Raw genomic sequence first — 20,526 nt, 5'->3', positions numbered from 1 at the left:
AGCCCCCTTATCGGGGGCTTGTCGTTGCAGGGTCATGCCTTGGCGCTGACACCTTTATCGGACGGTGGCGGACGGTCGCCGCCCTGTCCATAGACCTTCAGGTTTTGCAGCACGTAAATAGCTTTCTTGTACTCGGGAATCAGCCCGTTGGCGTATTTGTTGCCTTTCAGATTGTTGTTCTGGATGGTGTCCAGTTGCGTGGCGAAATATTCCAACGCATTGAACTTGGCATCCGGGTCTTTCTGAACGCCGAAGCGGTCGAACTTGTCGCCGGCATTGAGCAACGTCATCGAGGTCACTTCTGAAATAAGGCCCCGACTGCGCAGGAAGTCGCTCAGTTTGCCCAATTGCTTGGCAGAGACGTTTTCCGGATCGAACCCCTTGATGTTCTTGTGCAAACGCTGCTTGTCCATTTCCGCCGTATTGAGAACGGTGGGGTCGTTGCCGACCAAGGCCAGCATCTGCTTGACCTTTACGCTTTGAGAAACCGGTTTGCCCGAACTACCTGTATCTCGAACCAGCAAACCTGTCTTGGCCTGCCACGCGCCGGTGTAGCCAATGGTCATGAGCGTGCTCCTTGCGAAGAGAACATGAAAATATCCTTGTGGAACGTCTTGAGTTGCCCGGAGTATCGGCCGGCAAATTGATGGCACCAATCTGTTTTTCATTTTTTTACAACTTTTGTACATTCTCGATACAAAGCAGTCCGATCCCAACAGACCTTGGGCCAGAGCGTTTTTGCCGGAACAGTTTGAATCGACTTTTTACTCTAACGAACGGGCTGGTGAGTTTGAATGTGTCGAGCCTGTTACTTGCCGATCTTTGTTTCAACACTTTTTAGTACGTGAGTACCTAAAGCTTCCTCTCGCAACGACGATACGTAAGGGATACCCCTACTGTTTTGCTCCTTGCCCCTAACAAGAAACGAAGGACCGGTCTCCATGCCCGCATTCCGTACCATTCAGGCTCGCTACACGTTGTTTCTGGTTCTGTTCATCCTGTTGCTGTCGGTCCTGACCGTGGTGGGTATCAGCCAACTGGTCGCCCCCAAGCTGCGGCATACCGAAGAGCAAGTGGTGCTCAACCGCATCGCCGAAGTCGCCGAACAGATCCAGGGCGAACTGAACAAGGTTCAGTCGCAGCAACGCAGCATCACCCAGACCATTCCACTGCTCGACAGCGCCGCCATCGATACCGTGCTGCCGGGGCTGGTGGATCAGTACGGCGAATTGAAGGTGTTCGGCGGCGGTATCTGGCCGTTGCCCGGCCAGCGTGAGGCGGGACGCAACAAATTCAGTACCTTCTGGCACCGTGACAGTTCCGGCAAACTCGCCGTGAACACCTTCTGGAACAGCGACGCCGCACCCAACTACTACGACCAGAGCTGGTACAAGGGCGGTATGCAGACCCCGCGCGGTCAATGCGCCTGGGCCGCTGCCTATAAAGATGATGCGAGCGCCGAGCCGCGCACCAACTGCGCCATGGCCATCCAGAAAAAACGGCAGCGCCTGGGGCGTATCGACCATCGACGTGACCCTGGGCTTCTTCAACGATCTGGTGGCGCGCAAGGAAAAAGACCTCAACGCCGAAATGCTGATCGTCGAAGCCGACGGCAAGATCATCAGCAACAGCTCGCGCATCAGCGGCCCGATCGTGTTGAAGAACATCAGCGAACTGGCCGCCGGTTCGACCTTCGCCAGCCAGGTCAAGGCTGGCCTGCAGAATCGTGATCAAGCGCAGCGTGTCGAATTCGACAACAACGGTGAAGCCAGCACATTCTTCATGCGTCCGATCGAAGGCACGCCGTGGTTTCTCGCCACTGCGCTGCCGACCAAAATGCTTACTGCGCAACGTGACGACGTACTCAGCAGTCTCAGCCTGTTGCAGATTCCGTTGGTGATCCTGCTGGTGTTGTTGCAGGTCTACGCGATCCGCCAACTGGTTGCGCGCATGAAAGCGCTCAAGGCCAATATCGATTCGCTGTCCAGCGGCGATGCCGATCTGACCCGCCGCATCACCATCCGTGCCGAAGACGAACTCGGTGCGATCGGTCACTCGGTCAACACCTTCATCGCCTATCTGCAGAACATGATCGGCGAAGTCACCCAGGCCACCGGCGCAATGGCTTCGAGCCTCGACAACCTGCAACGCACCTCGGCACACACCAGCCAGATCCTGCTGCGCCATGCCTCGGAAACCGACCAGACCGTCACCGCCATCAACGAGATGAGTTCGACCGCCGAAAGCGTCGCGCAGAATGCTGCCGAAACCGCTGCGTTTACCCAACGTGCCAACGAAAACGCCGACCGTTCGCGGGTCGTGGTGGGCGAAGCCACCAGCAGCGTCGTGGCGCTGATTGATGAAGTGGCCAGCGCCACCCACAAAGTCGAAAACATGCAGCAGGACGCCCAGCGCATTACCGAGATCCTCGGTGTGATCGGGGCAATTGCCGGGCAGACCAACCTGCTGGCATTGAACGCCGCCATCGAAGCCGCCCGCGCCGGTGAACAGGGTCGCGGTTTCGCGGTGGTGGCCGACGAGGTACGCGCCCTCGCCGCCCGGACCCAGGCCAGCACCTCGGAGATCAACGAAATGCTGGCCCGCCTGACTCAGGGCGTGAGCTCGTCGGTCAGCGCCATGGAAAACACCCAGGCCAGTTGCCAGTCCGCCGCCGACGCCACCGCCCGCGTCACCAGCGGGCTCGATGACATGGCCGGCTCCGTCAGCCATATCAACAGCGTCAGCGCCCAGATCGCCACCGCCGCCGAACAGCAGAGCGCCGTTACCGAGGAGATCAACCGGAGCATGGTACAGATCCGGCACATGGTGGATGAGCTGGTACAAAGCGGCCAGGCCAGTGAAACCAATACCCGCCAGCTGCTGGAAGCCAACGGCCGGGTGAGCGCGATCATGGGACGGTTCAAGGTCCGCTGACGGATTTGTCATCTTGCGCTCAGGAGGCTGTCAGCGTTGATCTACGATCATGCTGACAGCCTGCCTTGTATCAACTGGAAACACTCCGTTGATGCCCGGTCGGAAAAACCGGTCAAAATGCGTTCTTTTTGACCGTCACCCGAGTCGAGAACCCTGCATGAAAAACCCTCTGCGTCTGGCCGCCCTGAGCGCCCTGCTCCTTTCCTCCCTGGCGCAAGCCGCCGACCTCATTCCGATCGAAGTCCACCGCGACGCCAACTGTGGCTGCTGCAAGAAGTGGATCAGCCATCTGGAAGCCAACGGCTTCAAGGTCGAAGATCACGTCGAAAGCGACATGAGCAGCTTCAAGCAACAACACGGTGTGCCCCCACGTCTCGCGTCCTGCCACACCGCAATCATCAACGGCAAATTCGTCGAAGGCCACGTGCCTGCAGAGCAGGTGCTGGCCCTGAGCAAACGTGACGATCTGGTTGGCGTGGCTGCTCCGGGCATGCCGATGGGCTCGCCGGGGATGGAAATGGACGGCATGAGCGATGCGTACCAAGTGATCGGCCTGAAGAAGGACGGTGCCGATGTGGTGGTGGCGGATTACCCGGCCCATTGATGACGGCGGGTTATCTCGGGCTGTTCTTCGCTGCATTTGGCGCGGCGACGCTGTTGCCGCTGCAATCGGAAGCGGTGCTGGTCGGGCTGCTGGTCAGCGATCGTTACTGGCTCTGGGGGCTGCTGGCCGTGGCGACCCTGGGCAATGTCCTCGGTTCGCTGGTCAACTGGTGGCTGGGACGAGGACTGGAACGGTTTCAGGATCGGCGCTGGTTTCCGGTCAACCCGAAGCACATGGCCCGCGCCCGTGCGCACTATCAGCGCTATGGTCACTGGTCGCTGCTGCTCAGCTGGCTGCCGGTCATCGGCGACCCCCTGACACTGATCGCCGGGGTCATGCGCGAACCGCTCGGGAGATTCCTGTTGATCGTCACCCTGGCCAAAGGCGCCCGTTACGGCGTGCTGGCCATGCTCACCCTGGGCTGGCTCGGTTGAACGATCGGGCGCGGGCATTGCCTGTGTTTAACGTCGCCCTAATCCGGCCGTTCCAGCATCGGCCGATTTCCTGTGGAGTTGTCCCATGTCTGTGTCGCTGACCCGCTGGCTGCCCGGCCTGCTGTTGACCGCTGCCCTGCCCCTGTTCGCCCATGCCGAAGGCGCGCAATACGGCCCGGAACTGCAGGGTTTCGATTATCCCTATACCCTCAAGCACTTTGCCTTTCAGTCCCAGGGCCAGTCTCTGCAGATGGGTTACATGGACGTCGCCGCCCACGGCAAGGCCAACGGACGCACCGTGGTGCTGATGCACGGCAAGAATTTCTGCGGCGCGACCTGGGACAGTTCGATCCAGGCCCTGAGCGAGGCAGGTTATCGGGTGGTCGCCCCGGATCAGATCGGTTTCTGTACCTCCAGCAAACCCGATCATTACCAGTACACGTTCCAGCAACTGGCGGCCAACACCCAGCAATTGCTCAAGGCGCTGGGCATCCAGAAAGCCACTCTCCTCGGTCATTCCACCGGCGGCATGCTGGCCACCCGCTACGCCCTGCAATACCCGGATCAGGTCGAGCAACTGGCACTGGTCAATCCGATCGGCCTGGAAGACTGGAAAGCCCTCGGCGTGCCGTATCGCAGCGTTGACCAGTGGTATCAGCGCGAACTGAAAGTTACCGCTCAGGGTATCCGCGACTATGAGCGCAGCACTTATTACGACGGTCGCTGGAAACCCGAATTCGACCGCTGGGTGGACATGCTCGCCGGCCTGAGCAATGGTTCGGGCAAGACTCAGGTCGCATGGAACTCGGCGCTGATCTACGACATGATCTTCACCCAGCCGGTGTACTACGAGTTCAAGGACTTGAAGATGCCGACCCTGTTGCTGATCGGCACGTCCGACACCACGGCCATCGGCAAGGACATTGCGCCACCCGAGGTGAAAGCGAAAATCGGCCACTACGAGGTGCTGGGCAAGCAGGTCGCCAAGCTGATTCCACAGTCCACGCTGGTGGAATTCCCCGGCCTGGGCCACGCCCCGCAGATGGAAGAACCGGCGCAGTTCCATCAGGCGCTGCTCGGCTGGCTGAACAAAACCAATCCCGTTCGTTGAGGAGTCAAGGCTGATGGCGGTGCAGATTGCAGTGATCGATGACTGGCAGGACGTGGCGCGAAACGTGGTCGACTGGTCGGTGCTGGACAGTCTCGGCGAAGTGACCTTTGTTCATGAGTACCCGGCGGACAACGCCACACTGGCCGAGCGCTTGGGCCGGTTCGAGGTGATTTGCGTGATGCGCGAACGCACGCGTTTCGATGAAGACCTGCTCAAGCGTTTGCCGAACCTCAAATTGCTGGTCACCGGCGGCATGCGCAACGCTGCGCTGGACATGCCCGCCGCCGCCCGGCTCGGAATCAAGGTCTGCGGCACCGACAGCTACAAACATGCCGCACCGGAACTGACCTGGGCGCTGATCATGGCCGCCACCCGCAATCTGGTGAACGAAGCCAACGCCTTGCGCGCCGGTCAATGGCAGCAAGGCCTTGGCGGCGACCTGCATGGCAAGACCCTTGGCATTCTCGGGCTCGGCAGCATCGGCCAACGGGTCGCGCAATTCGGTCAGGTGTTCGGCATGCGCGTCATTGCATGGAGTGAAAACCTCACCGCCGAGCGCGCCGAACAGGCCGGCGTCACCTATGTCAGCAAGCAGCAATTGTTCGAACAGGCCGACGTGCTGTCGGTGCACCTGGTGCTCAGCGACCGCAGCCGGGGATTGGTCGATGCCCGGGCGCTGGACTGGATGAAACCGACCGCACTGCTGGTCAACACGGCGCGCGGGCCGATTGTCGACGAAACAGCGCTGATCAAGGCCTTGCAGAAACAGCGCATTGGTGGTGCAGCGCTGGATGTGTTCGATGAAGAACCGCTGCCGGCGCTGCACCCGTTTCGCACGCTTGAGAATGTACTGGCCACACCTCATGTCGGGTACGTCAGCCGGCAGAACTATGAACAGTTCTTTTCGCAGATGATCGAGGACATTCAGGCCTGGTCGGCGGGAGAACCGATCCGTCTGCTGAATTAATCCAAGCCTGCTTCGCGGGCAGCTCATGCCCGTGAAGCAGCACCCGCTGCCCGCCTGCCAACACAACTGTCCGCACCGCAACAGTGCATCAGCACGTTCCTTGCGCCCGAAAACGTGACCGACCGGTCACTGTTTTGCACCGTTCGCCCCTTCAAACCTGCACTTCGTCGGTGCGATGCCCCGCTCAAAGCCACGGTTTCCGTGGCCCTGCAACACATTGTCGAACAATTCGTCCGATTGCCCTGGCCCGCTCTAGGATCTGGCCTAGACTGGTTTTCGCGAGGCAAAACCGACCGGTCACAACACGGAAATTTTGTCGAAACTTTTGCTGATCGCGACGGGTCATCTGAAAGACAGGGCCAAAGCGACTGGTTCATTCCTTGCAACGGCCTCTTCACCCATTCTGCTTGCGCGTGTTGGGTAGCGTTTGCTCACCGATGCGTGGCGCGTTTGCGCCCGGCCACAGGATTTGGCCATGGACATCGCTTGTTCAAGACAAGAATCAGATCAACAAAACGGGAGATTCATATGATCAGTGCGGCATTGGATATTCAGGGAGAGCGTGCTCACCAGCCGGTCGGCGAGTCGAGCACCGCAAGCGTTCCCGGCAGCCGGTCGATCAACGTCCCGGGCACCAGGACGCTGGCACCGGTAGCCAGTCAGAATCCCAACAAGAAGAAAGTGTTGTTCGTGACCTCGGAAATTGCCGATCTGGTGAAGACCGGTGGTCTTGGTGACGTTTCTGCCGCCCTGCCCCGCGCCATGGCGCATCTGCATGATGTCCGGGTGCTGATCCCCGGTTACCCGCAAGTGATGAACAGCGAGAATCCGATTCATATCATCGGTGAACTGGGCGGCCATGCCGCGCTGCCGCCCTGCAAAATCGGACGCATGGACATGCCTGACGGTCTGGTCATTTATGTATTGATCTGCCCTGAACTCTATGCCCGCGACGGCGGCCCTTACGGTGCCAACAACGGTCGCGACTGGCCCGACAACCACATCCGCTTTGCCCGCCTAGGCCTGGCCGCTGCCGATATCGCCGCCAACCTCGCACAAATCCACTGGTGCCCGGATCTGGTGCACGCCCACGACTGGCCGGCCGGGCTGGCGCCTGCCTACATGCACTGGCGCGGGCAACGCACGCCGACCCTGTTCACCATTCACAACCTCGCCTATCAAGGCGTGACCAGCCTCGGTTCGTGCCCGGAACTCGGGATTCCCGCCCATGCCCTGCAACAGGAAGGCATGGAGTTCTACGGCAAGATGTCGTTCCTCAAGGCCGGCATGGCCTATTCGAGCCACATCACCACGGTCAGCGCCACCTACGCGCAGGAAATCACCACCCCGGATTTCGGCTGCGGTCTCGACGGTTTTCTCGCCGCCAAGACCCAGCAAGGCTTGCTCAGCGGCATTCCCAACGGCATCGACGAGAGCTGGGACGCCGCCACCGATCCGCACCTGTTCGCGCCGTTTGCCATCGGTGACTGGGAAGGCAAAGCGATCAACGCCGCCCATGTGCGCGAACTGTTCGGCCTGAAAGACTCGGAAGGCCCGCTGTTTGCTGTGGTGTCACGGCTGGTCTATCAGAAAGGCCTGGACCTGACCGAAGCGGTGTCGGAATACATCGTGCAGAACGGTGGCCAGATCGCGATCATCGGACGTGGCGAACCCGAAGAAGAACAGGCCATGCGCGAACTGGCCCTGCGCTTTCCCGGCCAGATCGGCGTGCGCATCGGCTTCAATGAAACCGACGCCCGACGGATGTTCGCCGGCAGCGATTTCCTGCTGATGCCTTCGCGTTACGAACCTTGCGGTTTGAGCCAGATGTACGCCCAACGTTTCGGCTCGTTGCCGGTAGCACGCAACACCGGCGGGCTGGCTGACACCATCGAAAACGGCGTCACCGGGTTCCTGTTCAACGAGTCCACGGCCGACAGCTACCGCGAAGCACTGAGCCGAGCCTTCAAAGTGTTTGCCTTTCCGGACCTGCTGCACGCCATGCGTTGCCGGGCGATGGCGGCACCGTTCAACTGGTGCCAGGCCGTCGAACCCTACGCCGAACTCTACGAACAACTGGTGGCCAAGGCGCTGGGTAAAACGCACCACAAATAACCAGGGAGGTTGTCAACGATGCCGTCACGGTCCCCTGAAACCTGGCCCCACGGCGCGATCATGCTGGATGCCGACCACACGCAATTCGCGTTGTGGGCGCCGGATGCGTTTTACGTCAGCGTCGAGCTGGACAATGGCCAGTCCCTGCCGATGCTGCCGCAGGGCGATGGCTGGTTCGTGATCAAAAGCCACTGCTCCGCCGGCCGTCGCTACCGCTATAACATCGACGGCGAACTGGAGGTGCCCGACCCGGCCTCCAGGGCGCAGGACGGCGACCTCGACCGTCACAGCGTGGTGGTCGATCCGCACGCTTATCACTGGCGACACAGTACATGGCAAGGCCGGCCATGGAACGAAGCGGTGATCTACGAACTGCACGTCGGCGCTCTCGGCGGTTTTGCCGAAGTCGAGCAGCATCTGGCGCGACTGGCCGGGCTGGGCATCACCGCCATCGAGCTGATGCCGATCGCGCAGTTCCCCGGCGATCGCAACTGGGGCTATGACGGTGTGCTGCCCTTTGCGCCGCAGGCTTCCTATGGCACGCCGGAACAGCTCAAACACCTGATCGACAGTGCCCACGGTTATGGTCTGGCGGTGATTCTCGACGTGGTCTACAACCACTTCGGCCCTGACGGCAACTATCTGCACCGTTATGCCAAGGGCTTTTTTCGCGAAGACAAACACACGCCCTGGGGCGCGGCCATCGATTTCCGTCGCCGCGAAGTGCGGGACTTCTTCGTCGAAAATGCGTTGATGTGGCTGCTGGAATACCGTTTCGACGGCCTGCGCCTGGACGCGGTGCATGCCATCGAAGACCCGGATTTCCTGCAAGAACTGGCGCAGCGCATCCGCCAACAGATCGACCCTGCGCGGCATGTCTGGCTGACCGTGGAGAACGAGCACAATCAGGCCAGCCTGCTGGAAGACGCCTACGATGCCCAGTGGAACGACGACGGCCACAATGCCCTGCACGTACTGCTGACCGGCGAAACCGACGCCTATTACGCCGACTACGCCGAACATCCCACCGAACAACTGGCTCGCTGCCTGAGCCAGGGTTTTGTGTTTCAGGGTCACCTGACCCACCACGGCACGCCCCGTGGCGAGCCGAGTGAACATCTGCCGTCCACCGCGTTCGTGCTGTTCCTGCAGAATCACGACCAGATCGGCAACCGCGCTTTCGGCGAACGCCTGCATCATCTGGCCGATCCTCGCGCCCTGCAGGCCGCCACCGTGTTGTTGCTGTTGTCACCGATGATTCCGTTGATGTTCATGGGCGACGAGTTTGCCGCCGAGCAACCCTTTCTGTTTTTCACCAGCCACCACGGCGAACTCGCGAAGTTGGTGCGCGAAGGCCGGCGCAACGAGTTCGCCGCGTTCAGCGCGTTTGCCGACCCACAGCGCCGCGAGCAGATTCCCGATCCCAACGCCGAGCAGACGTTCCACGCCTCGCAACCCCGGCTGATCGGCAGCGGCACGCCGAAACAGCAGGCCACCCTGGCGCTGTATCGACAGCTGTTGCAGTTGCGCCACCAACACATCATTCCGCACTTGCCCGGTACCCAGGCACTCGGTGCTCAAGTGCTGGGGCCTGGCGCCGTCAGTGCACGCTGGCGTCTGGGGAATGGCAGCGAGCTGCGAATCGACCTGAACCTCGGCGACAGCCCGGTGGTCAACCCACCACAGGCCGAATCGGTGCGGCTGCTGCGCCAGCCGCCCGCTGCCGACCTGACGGATGAAGGGCAACTGCCCCCGTATTGCGCGCTCGTCAGCCTCACGGCCGCAACCCCTTTGCCACCCCTGGATGGAGAGCGCCTATGAGCGATGCGCAACTGGAAATTCTCGCCAGCCGAGCCGGCCTTGCGGTCGACTGGATCGACGCCAATGGCCGTCAGCAAAAAGTCGCCCCGGCGGTGCTGCGCAATGTCCTCACCGGGCTCGGTCACCCGGCCGGCTCGGCCCAGGAAATCGACGCCAGCCTGCTGGAACTGCAACAAGTGCAACAGGACCGTCAATTGCCGCCGCTGCTGACCGCCGATGTCGGCGTAGGACTGGACCTGGCGCGTTACTTCGAACCCGAAAGCCCCTGTGAGATTCATCTGGAAGACGGTACGCGGCTGTCGCTCAAACTCGATGCCGATGCGGTGCTGCCCGGTGAAATTCCAGTCGGGTATCAGCAAATCCATATCGCCGATCAACATTTCACCTTGGCCGTAGCCCCCGAGCGTTGCTACAGCGTGGGCGATGCCGTGGACAACCCGATCCCCCGCGCCTGGGGCCTGAGCGTGCAGCTTTACAGCCTGCGCCGCCCCGGCGACGGCGGTTTCGGCGACACCCAGGCCCTCGAGGAACTGGCCCGCAGCGCCGGCGAACGCGGTGCCGACGCCCTGGCGATCAGTCCGCTGCATGCGATGTTCAGCGCCGATACCGGGCGCTATAGCCCTTATTCACCGTCCAGCCGCCTGTTTCTCAATTCCTTGTATGCCGCGCCGGGGACCATCCTCGGCGAGCGCGCCCTGCGTGATGCCATCGACGCCGCAGGCCTCAATGATCAGTTCCAGCAACTGGAAAAGCTGAAACTGATCGACTGGCCCAGCGCCGCCGACGCCAAGCAAAAACTCCTGCAAGCGCTGTATGAAGGCTTCATCCGTGGCGAGCATCCGCTGCAGGCGGATTTTTCCAGCTACCGCGATGCGGGTGGCGAAGCGCTGGAGAATCACTGCCGCTTCGAGGCTATCCAGGAAATGCGCGCCGCCCGTGGCGAGAACCTCGACTGGCGCGAATGGCCCGAACACTGGCACGACCCGCGCGGCGCGGCGCTCAGTGCATTTGCCGAGGAATACGCCGAACGCATCGGCTATTTCGCGTTTTGCCAGTGGTTGATTCACCGCTGTCTTGAGCGCGCGCAAAACGCCGCCCGCAGCGCCGGCATGGGCATCGGCCTGATCGCCGACCTGGCGGTTGGTGCCGATGGCGCCGGCAGTCAGGCCTGGAGTTTTCAGGACGAGTTGCTGGCGTCACTGACCGTCGGTGCGCCACCGGACATTCTCAATCGCTCCGGCCAGGGTTGGGGCATCTCGGCGTTCTCCCCGGAAGGTCTGGTGCGCAATGGCTTTCGGGCGTTCATCGACATGCTGCGCGCCAATTTCGCTCACGCCGGCGGTCTGCGCATCGACCATGTCATGGGCCTGCAACGGCTGTGGGTGATTCCCAACGGCGCGGCGCCGGCGGACGGCGCGTACCTGTATTACCCGGTGGACGACCTGCTGCGTCTGCTGACCCTCGAATCCCACCGCCATCAAGCGATCGTGCTGGGCGAAGACCTCGGCACCGTGCCCGACGGGCTGCGGGAAAAACTGGCCGCCCGGGCCATGCTCGGCATGCGCGTGCTGTTGTTCGAACAGGACAACACCTGGTTCAAACCGATCCTCGACTGGCCGGACAACGCTTTGGCCACCACCAGCACCCACGATCTGCCGACGCTCAACGGCTGGTGGCATGGCCGGGATATCGACTGGAATGCGCGGCTCGGGCTGATCGACGCCAACGGCGAAATCGACTGGCGCCGCTATCGCGAACGTGAGCGCGACGGTTTGCGCAATGCCCTGAGCCAGGACCCGCAAAACTTTCGCGAGGAATCCCACGAGGCCGATCAGGTGGTCGACGCCAGTGTCCGCTTCCTTGGCCACACCCGCGCGCCGCTGGTGTTGCTGCCGCTGGAGGACGCGCTGGGCCTGGACGAACAGGCCAACCTGCCCGGCACCATCGACACTCATCCGAACTGGTCGCGGCGCCTGCCGGGCACCAGTGACACCTTGCTCGATGGCGTCGATGCCGCGCGGCGTCTGGAACTGCTCGCCTGTGCCCGCCTTCAGGCCGCCGAGCGTGACCAATGAGTGCAGTGCAAAACCTGACCTTGCGCGCCACGGTGCGTCTGCAGTTTCACAAGGGTTTCACTCTCGATGAGGCGGTGCCGCTGGTGGCGTACTTTGCCCGGCTCGGCATCAGCCATGTTTACGCCTCACCGCTGCTCGCCGCCCGCGCCGGCTCCATGCACGGCTACGACGTGGTGGACCCGACCCGGGTCAACCCGGAACTCGGCGGCGAACCGGCGCTGCGCCGGCTGGTCGCGGCCCTGCGTGAACACGGCATGGGGCTGATCCTCGACATCGTCTCCAACCATATGGCGGTCGGCGGTGGTGACAACCCGTGGTGGCTGGACTTGCTGGAATGGGGCCGGCTCAGTCCCTATGGCGAGTTCTTCGACATTCAATGGCACTCGCCGGACCCGTTGATGGAAGGCCAGTTGTTGCTGCCCTTCCTCGGCAGCGATTACGGCATTGCATTGCAGGATGGCACGCTGCCGCTGGTGTTCAACGCCGGGGCCGGCACCTTCCACGTCGAGCATTACGAGCATCACTTCCCGATCTGCCCCGGGGATTACGGCGAACTGCTGAAAGCCGACGAGCCGGCGAACGAAGCGCTCAAGTCGCTGGCCGATCGCTTCAGCAGCCTCAGCTACCAGACCGATGCCCGCTCGCAGGCCATCCCGCTCAAGGAAGAACTACAACAACTGGCGAGCGACCCGCACATCCTGCAAACCATCCAGCGCAACTTGACGCATTACGACTCGAAAACCGCCGAGGGCTTCCAGCGTCTGCATCAACTGCTGGAACGGCAAAGCTATCGCCTGGCCAGTTGGCGCACCGCCGCGGATGACATTAACTGGCGGCGCTTCTTCGACATCAACGAACTCGGCGGTCTGCGGGTCGAGCGGCCAGCCGTGTTCGAAGCGACCCACGGCAAGATCTTCCAGTTGATCGAAGAAGGCCTGATCGACGGCTTGCGCATCGACCACATCGACGGGCTCGCCGATCCTCGGGGTTACTGCCGCAAGCTGCGGCGACGCCTCGACTTTCTGGCACCGGGACGACACTTGCCGATCTACGTCGAGAAGATTCTCGGCGAAGGCGAAACCCTGCGCACCGACTGGGCAGTGGATGGCAGCACCGGTTACGAGTTCATGAATCAGCTGTCGCTGCTGCAACACGACTCGGCCGGCGAGCATGTGCTCGGCGACTTGTGGCAGCGCCGCACCGAGCGCCCCGCCGCGTTTATTGAAGAAGCCCGGCTGGCGCGTCAGCAGATTCTCAACGGTTCGCTGGCCAGTGATTGCGAAAGCGTTGCCCAGGCGTTGCTGCAAGTGGCGCGGGACGACCTGATGACCCGCGACCTCACGCTCGGTTCGATCCGCCGGGTGTTGCAGGCGTTGATCGTGCACTTCCCGGTGTATCGCACCTACATCACTGCAATGGGCCGTTCGGCGCAGGACGAGGTGTTTTTCCAGCAGGCCATGGAAGGTGCACGGCAGACATTGAACGAAAGCGACTGGCCGGTGCTTGAGTCCGTGTCTGCCTGGCTCGGTGGCCAGCCGTGGCGGCGCAAACCCCGTGGGCGTTCACGCAAGATTCTGCGCCATGCCTGCGTACGCTTTCAGCAACTGACCTCGCCTGCTGCCGCCAAAGCCGTGGAGGACACGGCGCTGTATCGCTCGGCAGTGCTGCTGTCGCGCAATGACGTGGGCTACAACACCGAACAGTTCAGCGCCCCGGTCAGCGATTTTCATGCGGCAAACCAGCAACGTCTGGCGACATTCCCCGACAACCTGCTGGCCACCGCCACCCACGACCACAAGCGCGGCGAAGACACCCGTGCACGGCTGGCCGTGCTCAGCGAGCGCAGCCACTGGTATGCCGAACAGGTCGAGCTGTGGCGTGCCCTCGCCCGGCCACTGCGCCATGACGATCAGGTGCCGTCGTCGGCCGACGAGCTGATCCTCTATCAAGCGTTGCTCGGCAGTTGGCCGCTGGAGCTGCACAACGACGATCAGGCGGGTTTCGCCGACTACGCCAGACGCATCTGGCAGTGGCAACAGAAAGCCCTGCGCGAAGCCAAGCTGCAAAGCAGCTGGAGTGCGCCGAACGAAGCCTATGAAAATGCCGCCCAGTCATTCACCGAGCAACTGTTGCTGGCGCCCGAAGGTGAACTGCTGCGCGGGGCGCTGGCCAAGAGCGTCAACAGCATCGCTGCTGCCGGCGCCCTCAACAGTCTGGCGCAAACCTTGCTGCACATGACCGTACCGGGTGTGCCGGATCTGTATCAGGGCAACGAGTACTGGGATTTCAGCCTGGTGGATCCGGACAACCGCCGGCCGGTGAACTACGACTTGCGAGAGCAATCCGTGAAACCCGCGCCCGTAGCGCAACTGCTGTCGAACTGGCGCGACGGGCGCATCAAGCAGGCGTTGATCAAGCAGGTACTGAACCTGCGCGCCGAACACACCGAGCTGTTCCGCCAGGGTTCGTACCAGGCCCTGGAGGTGCTGGGCAGCCAGGCGCACAACGTGCTGGCGTTTGCCCGCGAGCACGAGGGGCAACGGGCAATCGTCATCGTGCCGATCCGTTGCGCGACCCTGCTGGAAAACGGTGCCGTCCCGCAGGTCGATGCGCTGGGTTGGGGCGATACGCGGGTGGAATTACCGTTCGCCGCCTCCGACGAAAATCTGAAGGGACTTTTTTCAAGCACCGCAGTCACAAAAAACAGGGAGCTGGAGGTCAGCGCTGCGCTGGGGGATTTCCCGGTCAATCTGTTTATCCAACACTTCTAGAAGCATGAGTTCAGTTCAGGAGCATTGCGATGAGTACCGACGATAAACGCATCCGCGAATTCGCCTATCAGATCTGGGAATCGGAAGGTAAGCCAGAAGGTCAGGAATCACGCCACTGGGAGATGGCGCGCAAACTGGCCGAAGCCGAGGCACTGGCTCCGAAAAAATCGCCGAAGGCTGCCGCTGGTAAAACGGCGAGTACCAAGGCCGCTGCCCCCAAGGCAACGACGGCCAAGCCCAAAGCCACAACGGCAAAAGCCAAGCCAGCCAGCGCCGCCAAAGTGATTCCCCCGGGCGAAAAAGCCGCCGAGAAAAAGCCCCGCGCACCGCGCAAGCCCCCGGCCATCTGAGGCTTTTCCAACCGTAGAACTGAATGACCGTGTGGCGGGTTCGCTCGCCACAACGGGTTCACTCGCCCTTTAAAAATGCCCACCCCGATTTGCAGGAGCAATCATGACCCGTCCAAAGAAAGCCGAGCCCGCCGCACATGCCGAACCCACGCGAATCCGCGAGGGTCTGCCCTTCCCGCTCGGTGCGACCTGGGATGGGCTGGGGGTGAACTTTGCGCTGTTTTCCGCCAACGCCACCCGCGTCGAACTGTGCATTTTCGACGATGCCGGCGAAGTCGAACTCGAACGCATCGAACTGCCGGAATACACCGACGAGATTTTCCACGGCTATTTGCCCGACGCCCATCCAGGACTGATCTATGGCTACCGGGTCTACGGTCCCTACGATCCGGCCAACGGCCACCGCTTCAACCACAACAAGTTGCTGATCGACCCCTACGCCAAGCAATTGGTCGGCCAGTTGAAGTGGTCCGAAGCACTGTTCGGCTACACCATCGGCCACCCGGATGCCGACCTCAGTTTCGACGAGCGTGACAGCGCGCCCTTCGTGCCCAAATGCAAGGTCATCGACCCGGCGCACACCTGGGGCAACGACCACCGCGTCAGCGTGCCGTGGGACAAGACCATCATTTACGAGACTCATGTGCGCGGCATCAGCATGCGTCACCCCGCCGTGCCGGATAACGTGCGCGGCACGTTTGCCGGGCTGATGGTCGATGATGTGCTGGAGCACATCCGCAAACTCGGCGTATCCACCGTCGAGCTGTTGCCGATCCACGCCTTCGTCAACGACCAGCACTTGCTGCACAAGGGCATGACCAATTACTGGGGCTACAACAGCATTGCGTTCTTCGCCCCGGACCCGCGTTACCTGGCCAGCGGCAAGATCGCCGAGTTCAAGGAGATGGTCGCGCACCTGCACGAAGCCAATCTCGAGGTGATTCTCGACGTGGTCTACAACCACACCGCCGAGGGCAATGAACAGGGCCCGACCCTGTCAATGCGCGGGATCGACAACGCCTCGTACTACCGGTTGATGCCGGACGACAAGCGCTTCTACATCAACGATTCCGGCACCGGCAACACCCTCGACCTGAGCCACCCGTGCGTGCTGCAAATGGTCACCGACTCGTTGCGCTACTGGGCCAGCGAAATGCACGTCGACGGTTTCCGCTTCGATCTGGCGACCATCCTCGGGCGCTATCACGACGGTTTCGACGAACGCCACAGCTTCCTCGTCGCCTGCCGCCAGGATCCGGTACTGCGTCAGGTGAAACTGATCGCCGAACCCTGGGACTGCGGCCCCGGCGGCTATCAGGTCGGCAACTTCCCGCCGGGCTGGGTCGAATGGAACGACAAATTCCGCGACACCGTGCGCGCGTTCTGGAAAGGCGACGACGGTCAGCTCGCCGACTTCGCCAGCCGCATGACCGCTTCCGGCGAAATGTTCAACCAGCGGGGCCGACGGCCTTATTCGTCGGTGAACTTCGTCACCGCCCACGACGGTTTCACCCTCAACGATCTGGTGTCTTACAACGACAAGCACAACGAGGCCAACGACGAAAACAATCAGGACGGCAGCAACAACAACCTGTCCTGGAACCACGGCGTCGAAGGGCCCACCGACGATCCGGAAATCAACGCGCTGCGTCACCGGCAGATGCGCAATTTCTTCGCCACCCTGTTGCTGGCCCAAGGCACGCCGATGCTGGTGGCCGGTGACGAGTTCGCCCGCACCCAGGACGGCAACAACAATGCCTACTGCCAGGACAGCGAGATCGGCTGGGTCAACTGGGACCTGAGCGAGGACGGCAAGGCGCTGCTGAAATTCGTCAAACGCCTGATCAAGCTGCGCCTGACCTACCCGATCCTGCGGCGCGGGCGTTTTCTGGTGGGCGAATACAACGAAGACATCGGGGTCAAGGACGTGACCTGGCTGGCACCGGATGCCACGGAGATGACCACCGAGCACTGGCACGATGCGCACAACCGCTGCCTCGGCATGCTGCTCGATGGCCGTGCACAGGAAACCGGCATCCGCCGCAAGGGCGCCGACGCGACGTTGCTGCTGGTGGTCAACGCCCATCACGACATCGTCAACTTCACCTTGCCCGAAGTACCTGAAGGCAGTTTCTGGACCTGCATGATCGACACCAATCAACCGTCGATCCGGGGTCAGGAACGCTTTGACTTCGGCCATCAATACTCGGTAACCGGACGCTCGCTGTTGTTGTTCGAGCTGCAGCGGGATGAGGAAGACTGACATGGAGCTGTCTGACTATCTGGCGCTGCACGCACCGGACTATGGCGATACCGCCGCCCTTGGGCGCTGCCTGCGTGAGATGGTCGAGGCAGGACTGGATCGACTGCCGTTGCCCGGCAGCGGTCGCACACTGGAACGCTGGCAACGGCTGTCCGAGGTCGGCGGCCATGATCTGGGGTTGTGCAAGCTCTACGAAGGCCACACCGATGCGTTGGCCATCATCGAACAACTCGGCGGCTCTCCCACACCCGTCAGCACTTGGGGCATGTGGGCGGCCGAGCCACCCCAGGCACGGGTCCGCGTCACGCCTTCAGGTCATATGGTGCGATTGAACGGGCGCAAGGCCTGGTGTTCCGGAGCGGCGGTGCTCAGCCATGCACTGCTCACCGCCTGGGATGACGATGATCGCCAGCAACTGGTAGCGGTGGCCCTCGATCAACCGGGTGTGACCGTCACCGACCAAGGCTGGCAAGCCATCGGCATGGCGGCCACCGGCAGCGTCGAGGTGCTGTTCGACAATGTCGAGGCTCAGGCCATCGGCGACCCCGGGGATTACCTGCAACGACCGGGGTTCTGGCACGGCGGCATCGGCATCGCCGCGTGCTGGTATGGCGCCGCGAAAGAGATCGCCGAGCGCTTGCGCCAGCAGTGTGCGCGACATGAAGAGCCTCACGCGCTGGCCAGTCTCGGCGCCGTCGACAGCACCTTGCACGCCGCGTCTCAAGTGCTGCGTGTCAGCGCTCTGGACATCGACAGCGATCCCGGGGCCGACGCAGAACTGCTGGCCCGCCGCGTTCGCGCCGTGGTCGAAGATGCCGCCGAGCAGGTCATACGCGAGACCGGACGGGCACTCGGGGCCGGGCCGTTCTGCAAGGATCCGCACTTTGCCCGTCTGGCGGCCGACCTGCCTGTTTACCTGCGCCAGAGCCACGCCGAGCGGGATCTGGCAGCACTAGGTCAAATGATTGCGCAACAACCACGCGGATGCTGGGCGTTATGAAACGTAACCCGATCGTCGGCGAGGGAACCTCCCTGCATGAATGGCAGGGCTCACGGCATCTGACGGCGTTGGACAGCATCGACATTCTCGACCTGGTGCCGCCGGGATCGAGGGCCGTTGTGATTGCTCCACACCCGGACGACGAGGTCCTGGGATGCGGCGGACTGCTGCAGTTGCTCGCTGCAGCGGGGCGCACACTTCAACTGATTTCGGTCACGGATGGCAGCGCCAGTCATCCCGGCTCGGATCGCTGGCCGGTGGAGCGCCTGAGCGTGGTGCGCCCGCAGGAATCCGCAGAAGCCCTGCGCCGCCTCGGCCTGCCCATGCACCAGTTGCAATGGTTGCGTGGTGGCTTCCCCGACACGCAAGTCGCCGCGCGCGAGTCGATGCTGTGTGAATACCTGACCCACTACCTGCAACCCGACGATGTGATCTTCACCACCTGGCGCGAGGACGGCCACAGCGACCACGAAGCCGTCGGCCGCGCCAGCATCGAAGCGGCCCGGCGCGTGGGTGCGATTTGCCACGAACTGCCAGTCTGGACCTGGCACTGGGCAACCCCCGAAGACGCCATCGTGCCCTGGGAGCGGGCGCGCAAAATCCTGCTCAGCCCGGCGCAGGTCGCGCGCAAGCGTCATGCGGTGCATGCGTTTGCCAGTCAGTTGGAAGGCGATCCCGACGCGGGCCTGCCACCGGTGCTTGCGCCCTATGTCATCGATAGACTGCTGCAACCGTTCGAGGTGGTCTTCCTGTGAGTGTCGAGAATCGCTACTTCGAAGGCCTGTTCGCGGGCAATAACGACCCCTGGGGATTCCGCCAGCGCTGGTACGAGCAGCGCAAACGCCTCGTGACCCTGGCGGCCCTGCCCCGCCCGCACTACCGGGCAATCTTTGAACCGGGATGCGCCAACGGTGAACTGAGTGCGGCACTGGCCGAACGCTGCGATCGACTGGTGTGCTGCGACACGTCTACCGCTGCGGTCAATCTGGCGCGTACCCGACTGAGCCTGTTCGACCACACCGAGGTGCGCCACTGCCGACTGCCCGGCGAGTGGCCCGAGGAGCGTTTCGATCTGATCGTATTAAGCGAAATCGGTTACTACCTGGATCGACAGGATCTGACAGAGGTCATCCGCCGCGTCAGCGATTCACTGACCGCAGACGGGCAACTGCTGGCCTGCCACTGGCGCCCGATCATCGAAGGCTGCCCGCTCAATGCACGTCAAGTCCACGATCTGATCCACGAACAATTGCACCTGCCGCGACTGGTGCTGCATCAGGAAGCGGATTTCCTGCTGGAGGTATGGAGTCGCGAGCCCCGCTCGGTGGCCACGCTGGAGGGCTTGCGATGATCGGCATCCTGATCCCCGCGCACAACGAAGAAGAGCGGCTCGATGACTGCCTGCGCGCGGCCCTGCGCGCTGCCGCCCACGCCATGCTGGCCGGGGAGCCGGTCGAGGTGCTGGTGGTGCTCGACAGTTGCACCGACCGCTCGGCACAGATCGTCAGTCAGTACCCGGTGCTGGCGCTCACTATCGATGCGCGCAATGTAGGCCAGGCCCGGGCCGCCGGAGCGCAACAATTGCTCGAGCGCGGCGCACGCTGGATCTCCTGTTCGGATGCCGACAGCCGCGTTGCCGACGACTGGCTGGTGGCGCAGCTTGGGCTGGGTGTCGACGCGGTTTGCGGCACCGTGACAGTCGAGCACTGGCAGGATTCTCTGGATGAAGCGGCGCAAATTCGTTATCACCGCCACTACCAGGCTCGCGACGGGCACCGGCACATCCATGGCGCCAACCTTGGGGTCAGTGCACAAGCCTATCGGCGGGCCGGCGGGTTCGAGCCATTGGCCTGCGACGAGGACGTGCAACTGGTACGACAACTGGAACGTTGCGGGGCCAGTATTGCGTGGAGTCATCGGCCGCAGGTCGTCACCAGCGCCCGTCTCGACAGTCGCGCACGCGGAGGCTTTGGCGACTATCTGCGACAGCTGGCACAGACTGAATAAAAAAAAGCGGATCAGATTGATCTGCGACGCGACGAACCGCCAGTCTTGAGCAATACTCTGCATCGCGGCAATCC

17 protein-coding genes are annotated in these 20,526 nt (G+C 62.3%); 16 read left to right on the top strand and 1 reads right to left on the bottom strand.

Annotation, left to right across the window (positions count from 1 at the left end):
- Positions 1-32: 32 nt before the first annotated feature.
- Entirely contained in the window at positions 33-566 is a 534-nt protein-coding gene (locus R1A29_RS12915) for a hypothetical protein (RefSeq protein WP_438301755.1), read from the bottom strand.
- Positions 567-941: 375 nt separating this feature from the next.
- On the opposite strand from R1A29_RS12915, the gene R1A29_RS12910 reads away from it, so the two are divergent.
- The 16 genes from R1A29_RS12910 (at position 942) to R1A29_RS12835 (ending at position 20,452) form a co-directional block, all read left to right on the top strand.
- Positions 942-1,730, top strand: coding sequence for a hypothetical protein (locus R1A29_RS12910; RefSeq protein WP_438301754.1), 789 nt, complete (start codon positions 942-944; stop codon positions 1,728-1,730).
- 52 nt (positions 1,731-1,782) lie between these two features.
- On the top strand, positions 1,783-2,934 hold the full coding sequence (locus R1A29_RS12905) for a methyl-accepting chemotaxis protein (RefSeq protein WP_438302042.1): 1,152 nt from the start codon (positions 1,783-1,785) through the stop codon (positions 2,932-2,934).
- A 157-nt stretch (positions 2,935-3,091) separates the two neighbouring features.
- The gene (locus R1A29_RS12900) at positions 3,092-3,538 is read left to right on the top strand and encodes a DUF411 domain-containing protein (RefSeq protein ID WP_438301753.1); all 447 of its coding nucleotides are present in this window, start codon (positions 3,092-3,094) and stop codon (positions 3,536-3,538) included.
- Entirely contained in the window at positions 3,538-3,972 is a 435-nt protein-coding gene (locus tag R1A29_RS12895; RefSeq protein ID WP_438301752.1) for a YqaA family protein, read from the top strand. Before R1A29_RS12900 ends, R1A29_RS12895 begins: the two co-directional genes overlap by 1 nt.
- An 85-nt stretch (positions 3,973-4,057) precedes the next feature.
- A complete protein-coding gene (locus R1A29_RS12890; protein ID WP_438301751.1) occupies positions 4,058-5,083 on the top strand; it encodes an alpha/beta fold hydrolase in 1,026 nt (341 codons plus the stop codon).
- Between the two features lie 13 nt (positions 5,084-5,096).
- A complete protein-coding gene (locus R1A29_RS12885) occupies positions 5,097-6,050 on the top strand; it encodes a D-2-hydroxyacid dehydrogenase family protein (RefSeq protein ID WP_438301750.1) in 954 nt (317 codons plus the stop codon).
- Positions 6,051-6,578: 528 nt separating this feature from the next.
- Complete coding sequence (gene glgA, locus R1A29_RS12880) at positions 6,579-8,165, top strand: glycogen synthase GlgA (RefSeq protein WP_085708204.1); 1,587 nt, start codon at positions 6,579-6,581, stop codon at positions 8,163-8,165.
- 18 nt (positions 8,166-8,183) lie between these two features.
- Positions 8,184-9,986 carry a malto-oligosyltrehalose trehalohydrolase gene (gene treZ, locus R1A29_RS12875; protein WP_438301749.1) on the top strand — a complete coding sequence of 601 codons (1,803 nt, stop codon included), beginning with the start codon at positions 8,184-8,186 and terminating at the stop codon, positions 9,984-9,986.
- Positions 9,983-12,061, top strand: a complete 2,079-nt coding sequence (malQ, locus tag R1A29_RS12870) for a 4-alpha-glucanotransferase (RefSeq protein ID WP_438301748.1) — start codon at positions 9,983-9,985, stop codon at positions 12,059-12,061. Before treZ ends, malQ begins: the two co-directional genes overlap by 4 nt.
- On the top strand, positions 12,058-14,832 hold the full coding sequence (locus R1A29_RS12865) for a malto-oligosyltrehalose synthase (protein WP_438301747.1): 2,775 nt from the start codon (positions 12,058-12,060) through the stop codon (positions 14,830-14,832). Before malQ ends, R1A29_RS12865 begins: the two co-directional genes overlap by 4 nt.
- A 29-nt stretch (positions 14,833-14,861) precedes the next feature.
- The gene (locus R1A29_RS12860) at positions 14,862-15,182 is read left to right on the top strand and encodes a DUF2934 domain-containing protein (RefSeq protein WP_438301746.1); all 321 of its coding nucleotides are present in this window, start codon (positions 14,862-14,864) and stop codon (positions 15,180-15,182) included.
- Positions 15,183-15,285: 103 nt separating this feature from the next.
- Positions 15,286-17,445 carry a glycogen debranching protein GlgX gene (glgX, locus tag R1A29_RS12855; RefSeq protein WP_438301745.1) on the top strand — a complete coding sequence of 720 codons (2,160 nt, stop codon included), beginning with the start codon at positions 15,286-15,288 and terminating at the stop codon, positions 17,443-17,445.
- A 1-nt stretch (position 17,446) separates the two neighbouring features.
- The gene (locus R1A29_RS12850; protein ID WP_438301744.1) at positions 17,447-18,445 is read left to right on the top strand and encodes an acyl-CoA dehydrogenase family protein; all 999 of its coding nucleotides are present in this window, start codon (positions 17,447-17,449) and stop codon (positions 18,443-18,445) included.
- A complete protein-coding gene (locus R1A29_RS12845; protein WP_438301743.1) occupies positions 18,442-19,200 on the top strand; it encodes a PIG-L deacetylase family protein in 759 nt (252 codons plus the stop codon). The genes R1A29_RS12850 and R1A29_RS12845 overlap by 4 nt, the downstream gene beginning before the upstream one ends.
- Positions 19,197-19,796, top strand: a complete 600-nt coding sequence (locus R1A29_RS12840; RefSeq protein WP_438301742.1) for an SAM-dependent methyltransferase — start codon at positions 19,197-19,199, stop codon at positions 19,794-19,796. The genes R1A29_RS12845 and R1A29_RS12840 overlap by 4 nt, the downstream gene beginning before the upstream one ends.
- The gene (locus R1A29_RS12835; protein ID WP_438301741.1) at positions 19,793-20,452 is read left to right on the top strand and encodes a glycosyltransferase; all 660 of its coding nucleotides are present in this window, start codon (positions 19,793-19,795) and stop codon (positions 20,450-20,452) included. Before R1A29_RS12840 ends, R1A29_RS12835 begins: the two co-directional genes overlap by 4 nt.
- Positions 20,453-20,526 lie beyond the last annotated feature (74 nt).

It is taken from the genome of Pseudomonas sp. NMS19W (assembly GCF_051554255.1).
Taxonomy (GTDB): Bacteria; Pseudomonadota; Gammaproteobacteria; order Pseudomonadales; family Pseudomonadaceae; genus Aquipseudomonas; species Aquipseudomonas kribbensis.
Note: the sequence above shows the minus strand (reverse complement) of the source record. Positions and strands in the feature narration are given on the sequence as shown.

Bases quoted from the DNA above. Each gene is read 5' to 3' on its own strand.
- R1A29_RS12915 (WP_438301755.1), bottom strand. From the start codon at position 566: ATGACCATTGGCTACACCGGCGCGTGGCAGGCCAAGACAGGTTTGCTG.
- R1A29_RS12910 (WP_438301754.1), top strand. From the start codon at position 942: ATGCCCGCATTCCGTACCATTCAGGCTCGCTACACGTTGTTTCTGGTT.
- R1A29_RS12905 (WP_438302042.1), top strand. From the start codon at position 1,783: ATGCGTCCGATCGAAGGCACGCCGTGGTTTCTCGCCACTGCGCTGCCG.
- R1A29_RS12900 (WP_438301753.1), top strand. From the start codon at position 3,092: ATGAAAAACCCTCTGCGTCTGGCCGCCCTGAGCGCCCTGCTCCTTTCC.
- R1A29_RS12895 (WP_438301752.1), top strand. From the start codon at position 3,538: ATGACGGCGGGTTATCTCGGGCTGTTCTTCGCTGCATTTGGCGCGGCG.
- R1A29_RS12890 (WP_438301751.1), top strand. From the start codon at position 4,058: ATGTCTGTGTCGCTGACCCGCTGGCTGCCCGGCCTGCTGTTGACCGCT.
- R1A29_RS12885 (WP_438301750.1), top strand. From the start codon at position 5,097: ATGGCGGTGCAGATTGCAGTGATCGATGACTGGCAGGACGTGGCGCGA.
- glgA (WP_085708204.1), top strand. From the start codon at position 6,579: ATGATCAGTGCGGCATTGGATATTCAGGGAGAGCGTGCTCACCAGCCG.
- treZ (WP_438301749.1), top strand. From the start codon at position 8,184: ATGCCGTCACGGTCCCCTGAAACCTGGCCCCACGGCGCGATCATGCTG.
- malQ (WP_438301748.1), top strand. From the start codon at position 9,983: ATGAGCGATGCGCAACTGGAAATTCTCGCCAGCCGAGCCGGCCTTGCG.
- R1A29_RS12865 (WP_438301747.1), top strand. From the start codon at position 12,058: ATGAGTGCAGTGCAAAACCTGACCTTGCGCGCCACGGTGCGTCTGCAG.
- R1A29_RS12860 (WP_438301746.1), top strand. From the start codon at position 14,862: ATGAGTACCGACGATAAACGCATCCGCGAATTCGCCTATCAGATCTGG.
- glgX (WP_438301745.1), top strand. From the start codon at position 15,286: ATGACCCGTCCAAAGAAAGCCGAGCCCGCCGCACATGCCGAACCCACG.
- R1A29_RS12850 (WP_438301744.1), top strand. From the start codon at position 17,447: ATGGAGCTGTCTGACTATCTGGCGCTGCACGCACCGGACTATGGCGAT.
- R1A29_RS12845 (WP_438301743.1), top strand. From the start codon at position 18,442: ATGAAACGTAACCCGATCGTCGGCGAGGGAACCTCCCTGCATGAATGG.
- R1A29_RS12835 (WP_438301741.1), top strand. From the start codon at position 19,793: ATGATCGGCATCCTGATCCCCGCGCACAACGAAGAAGAGCGGCTCGAT.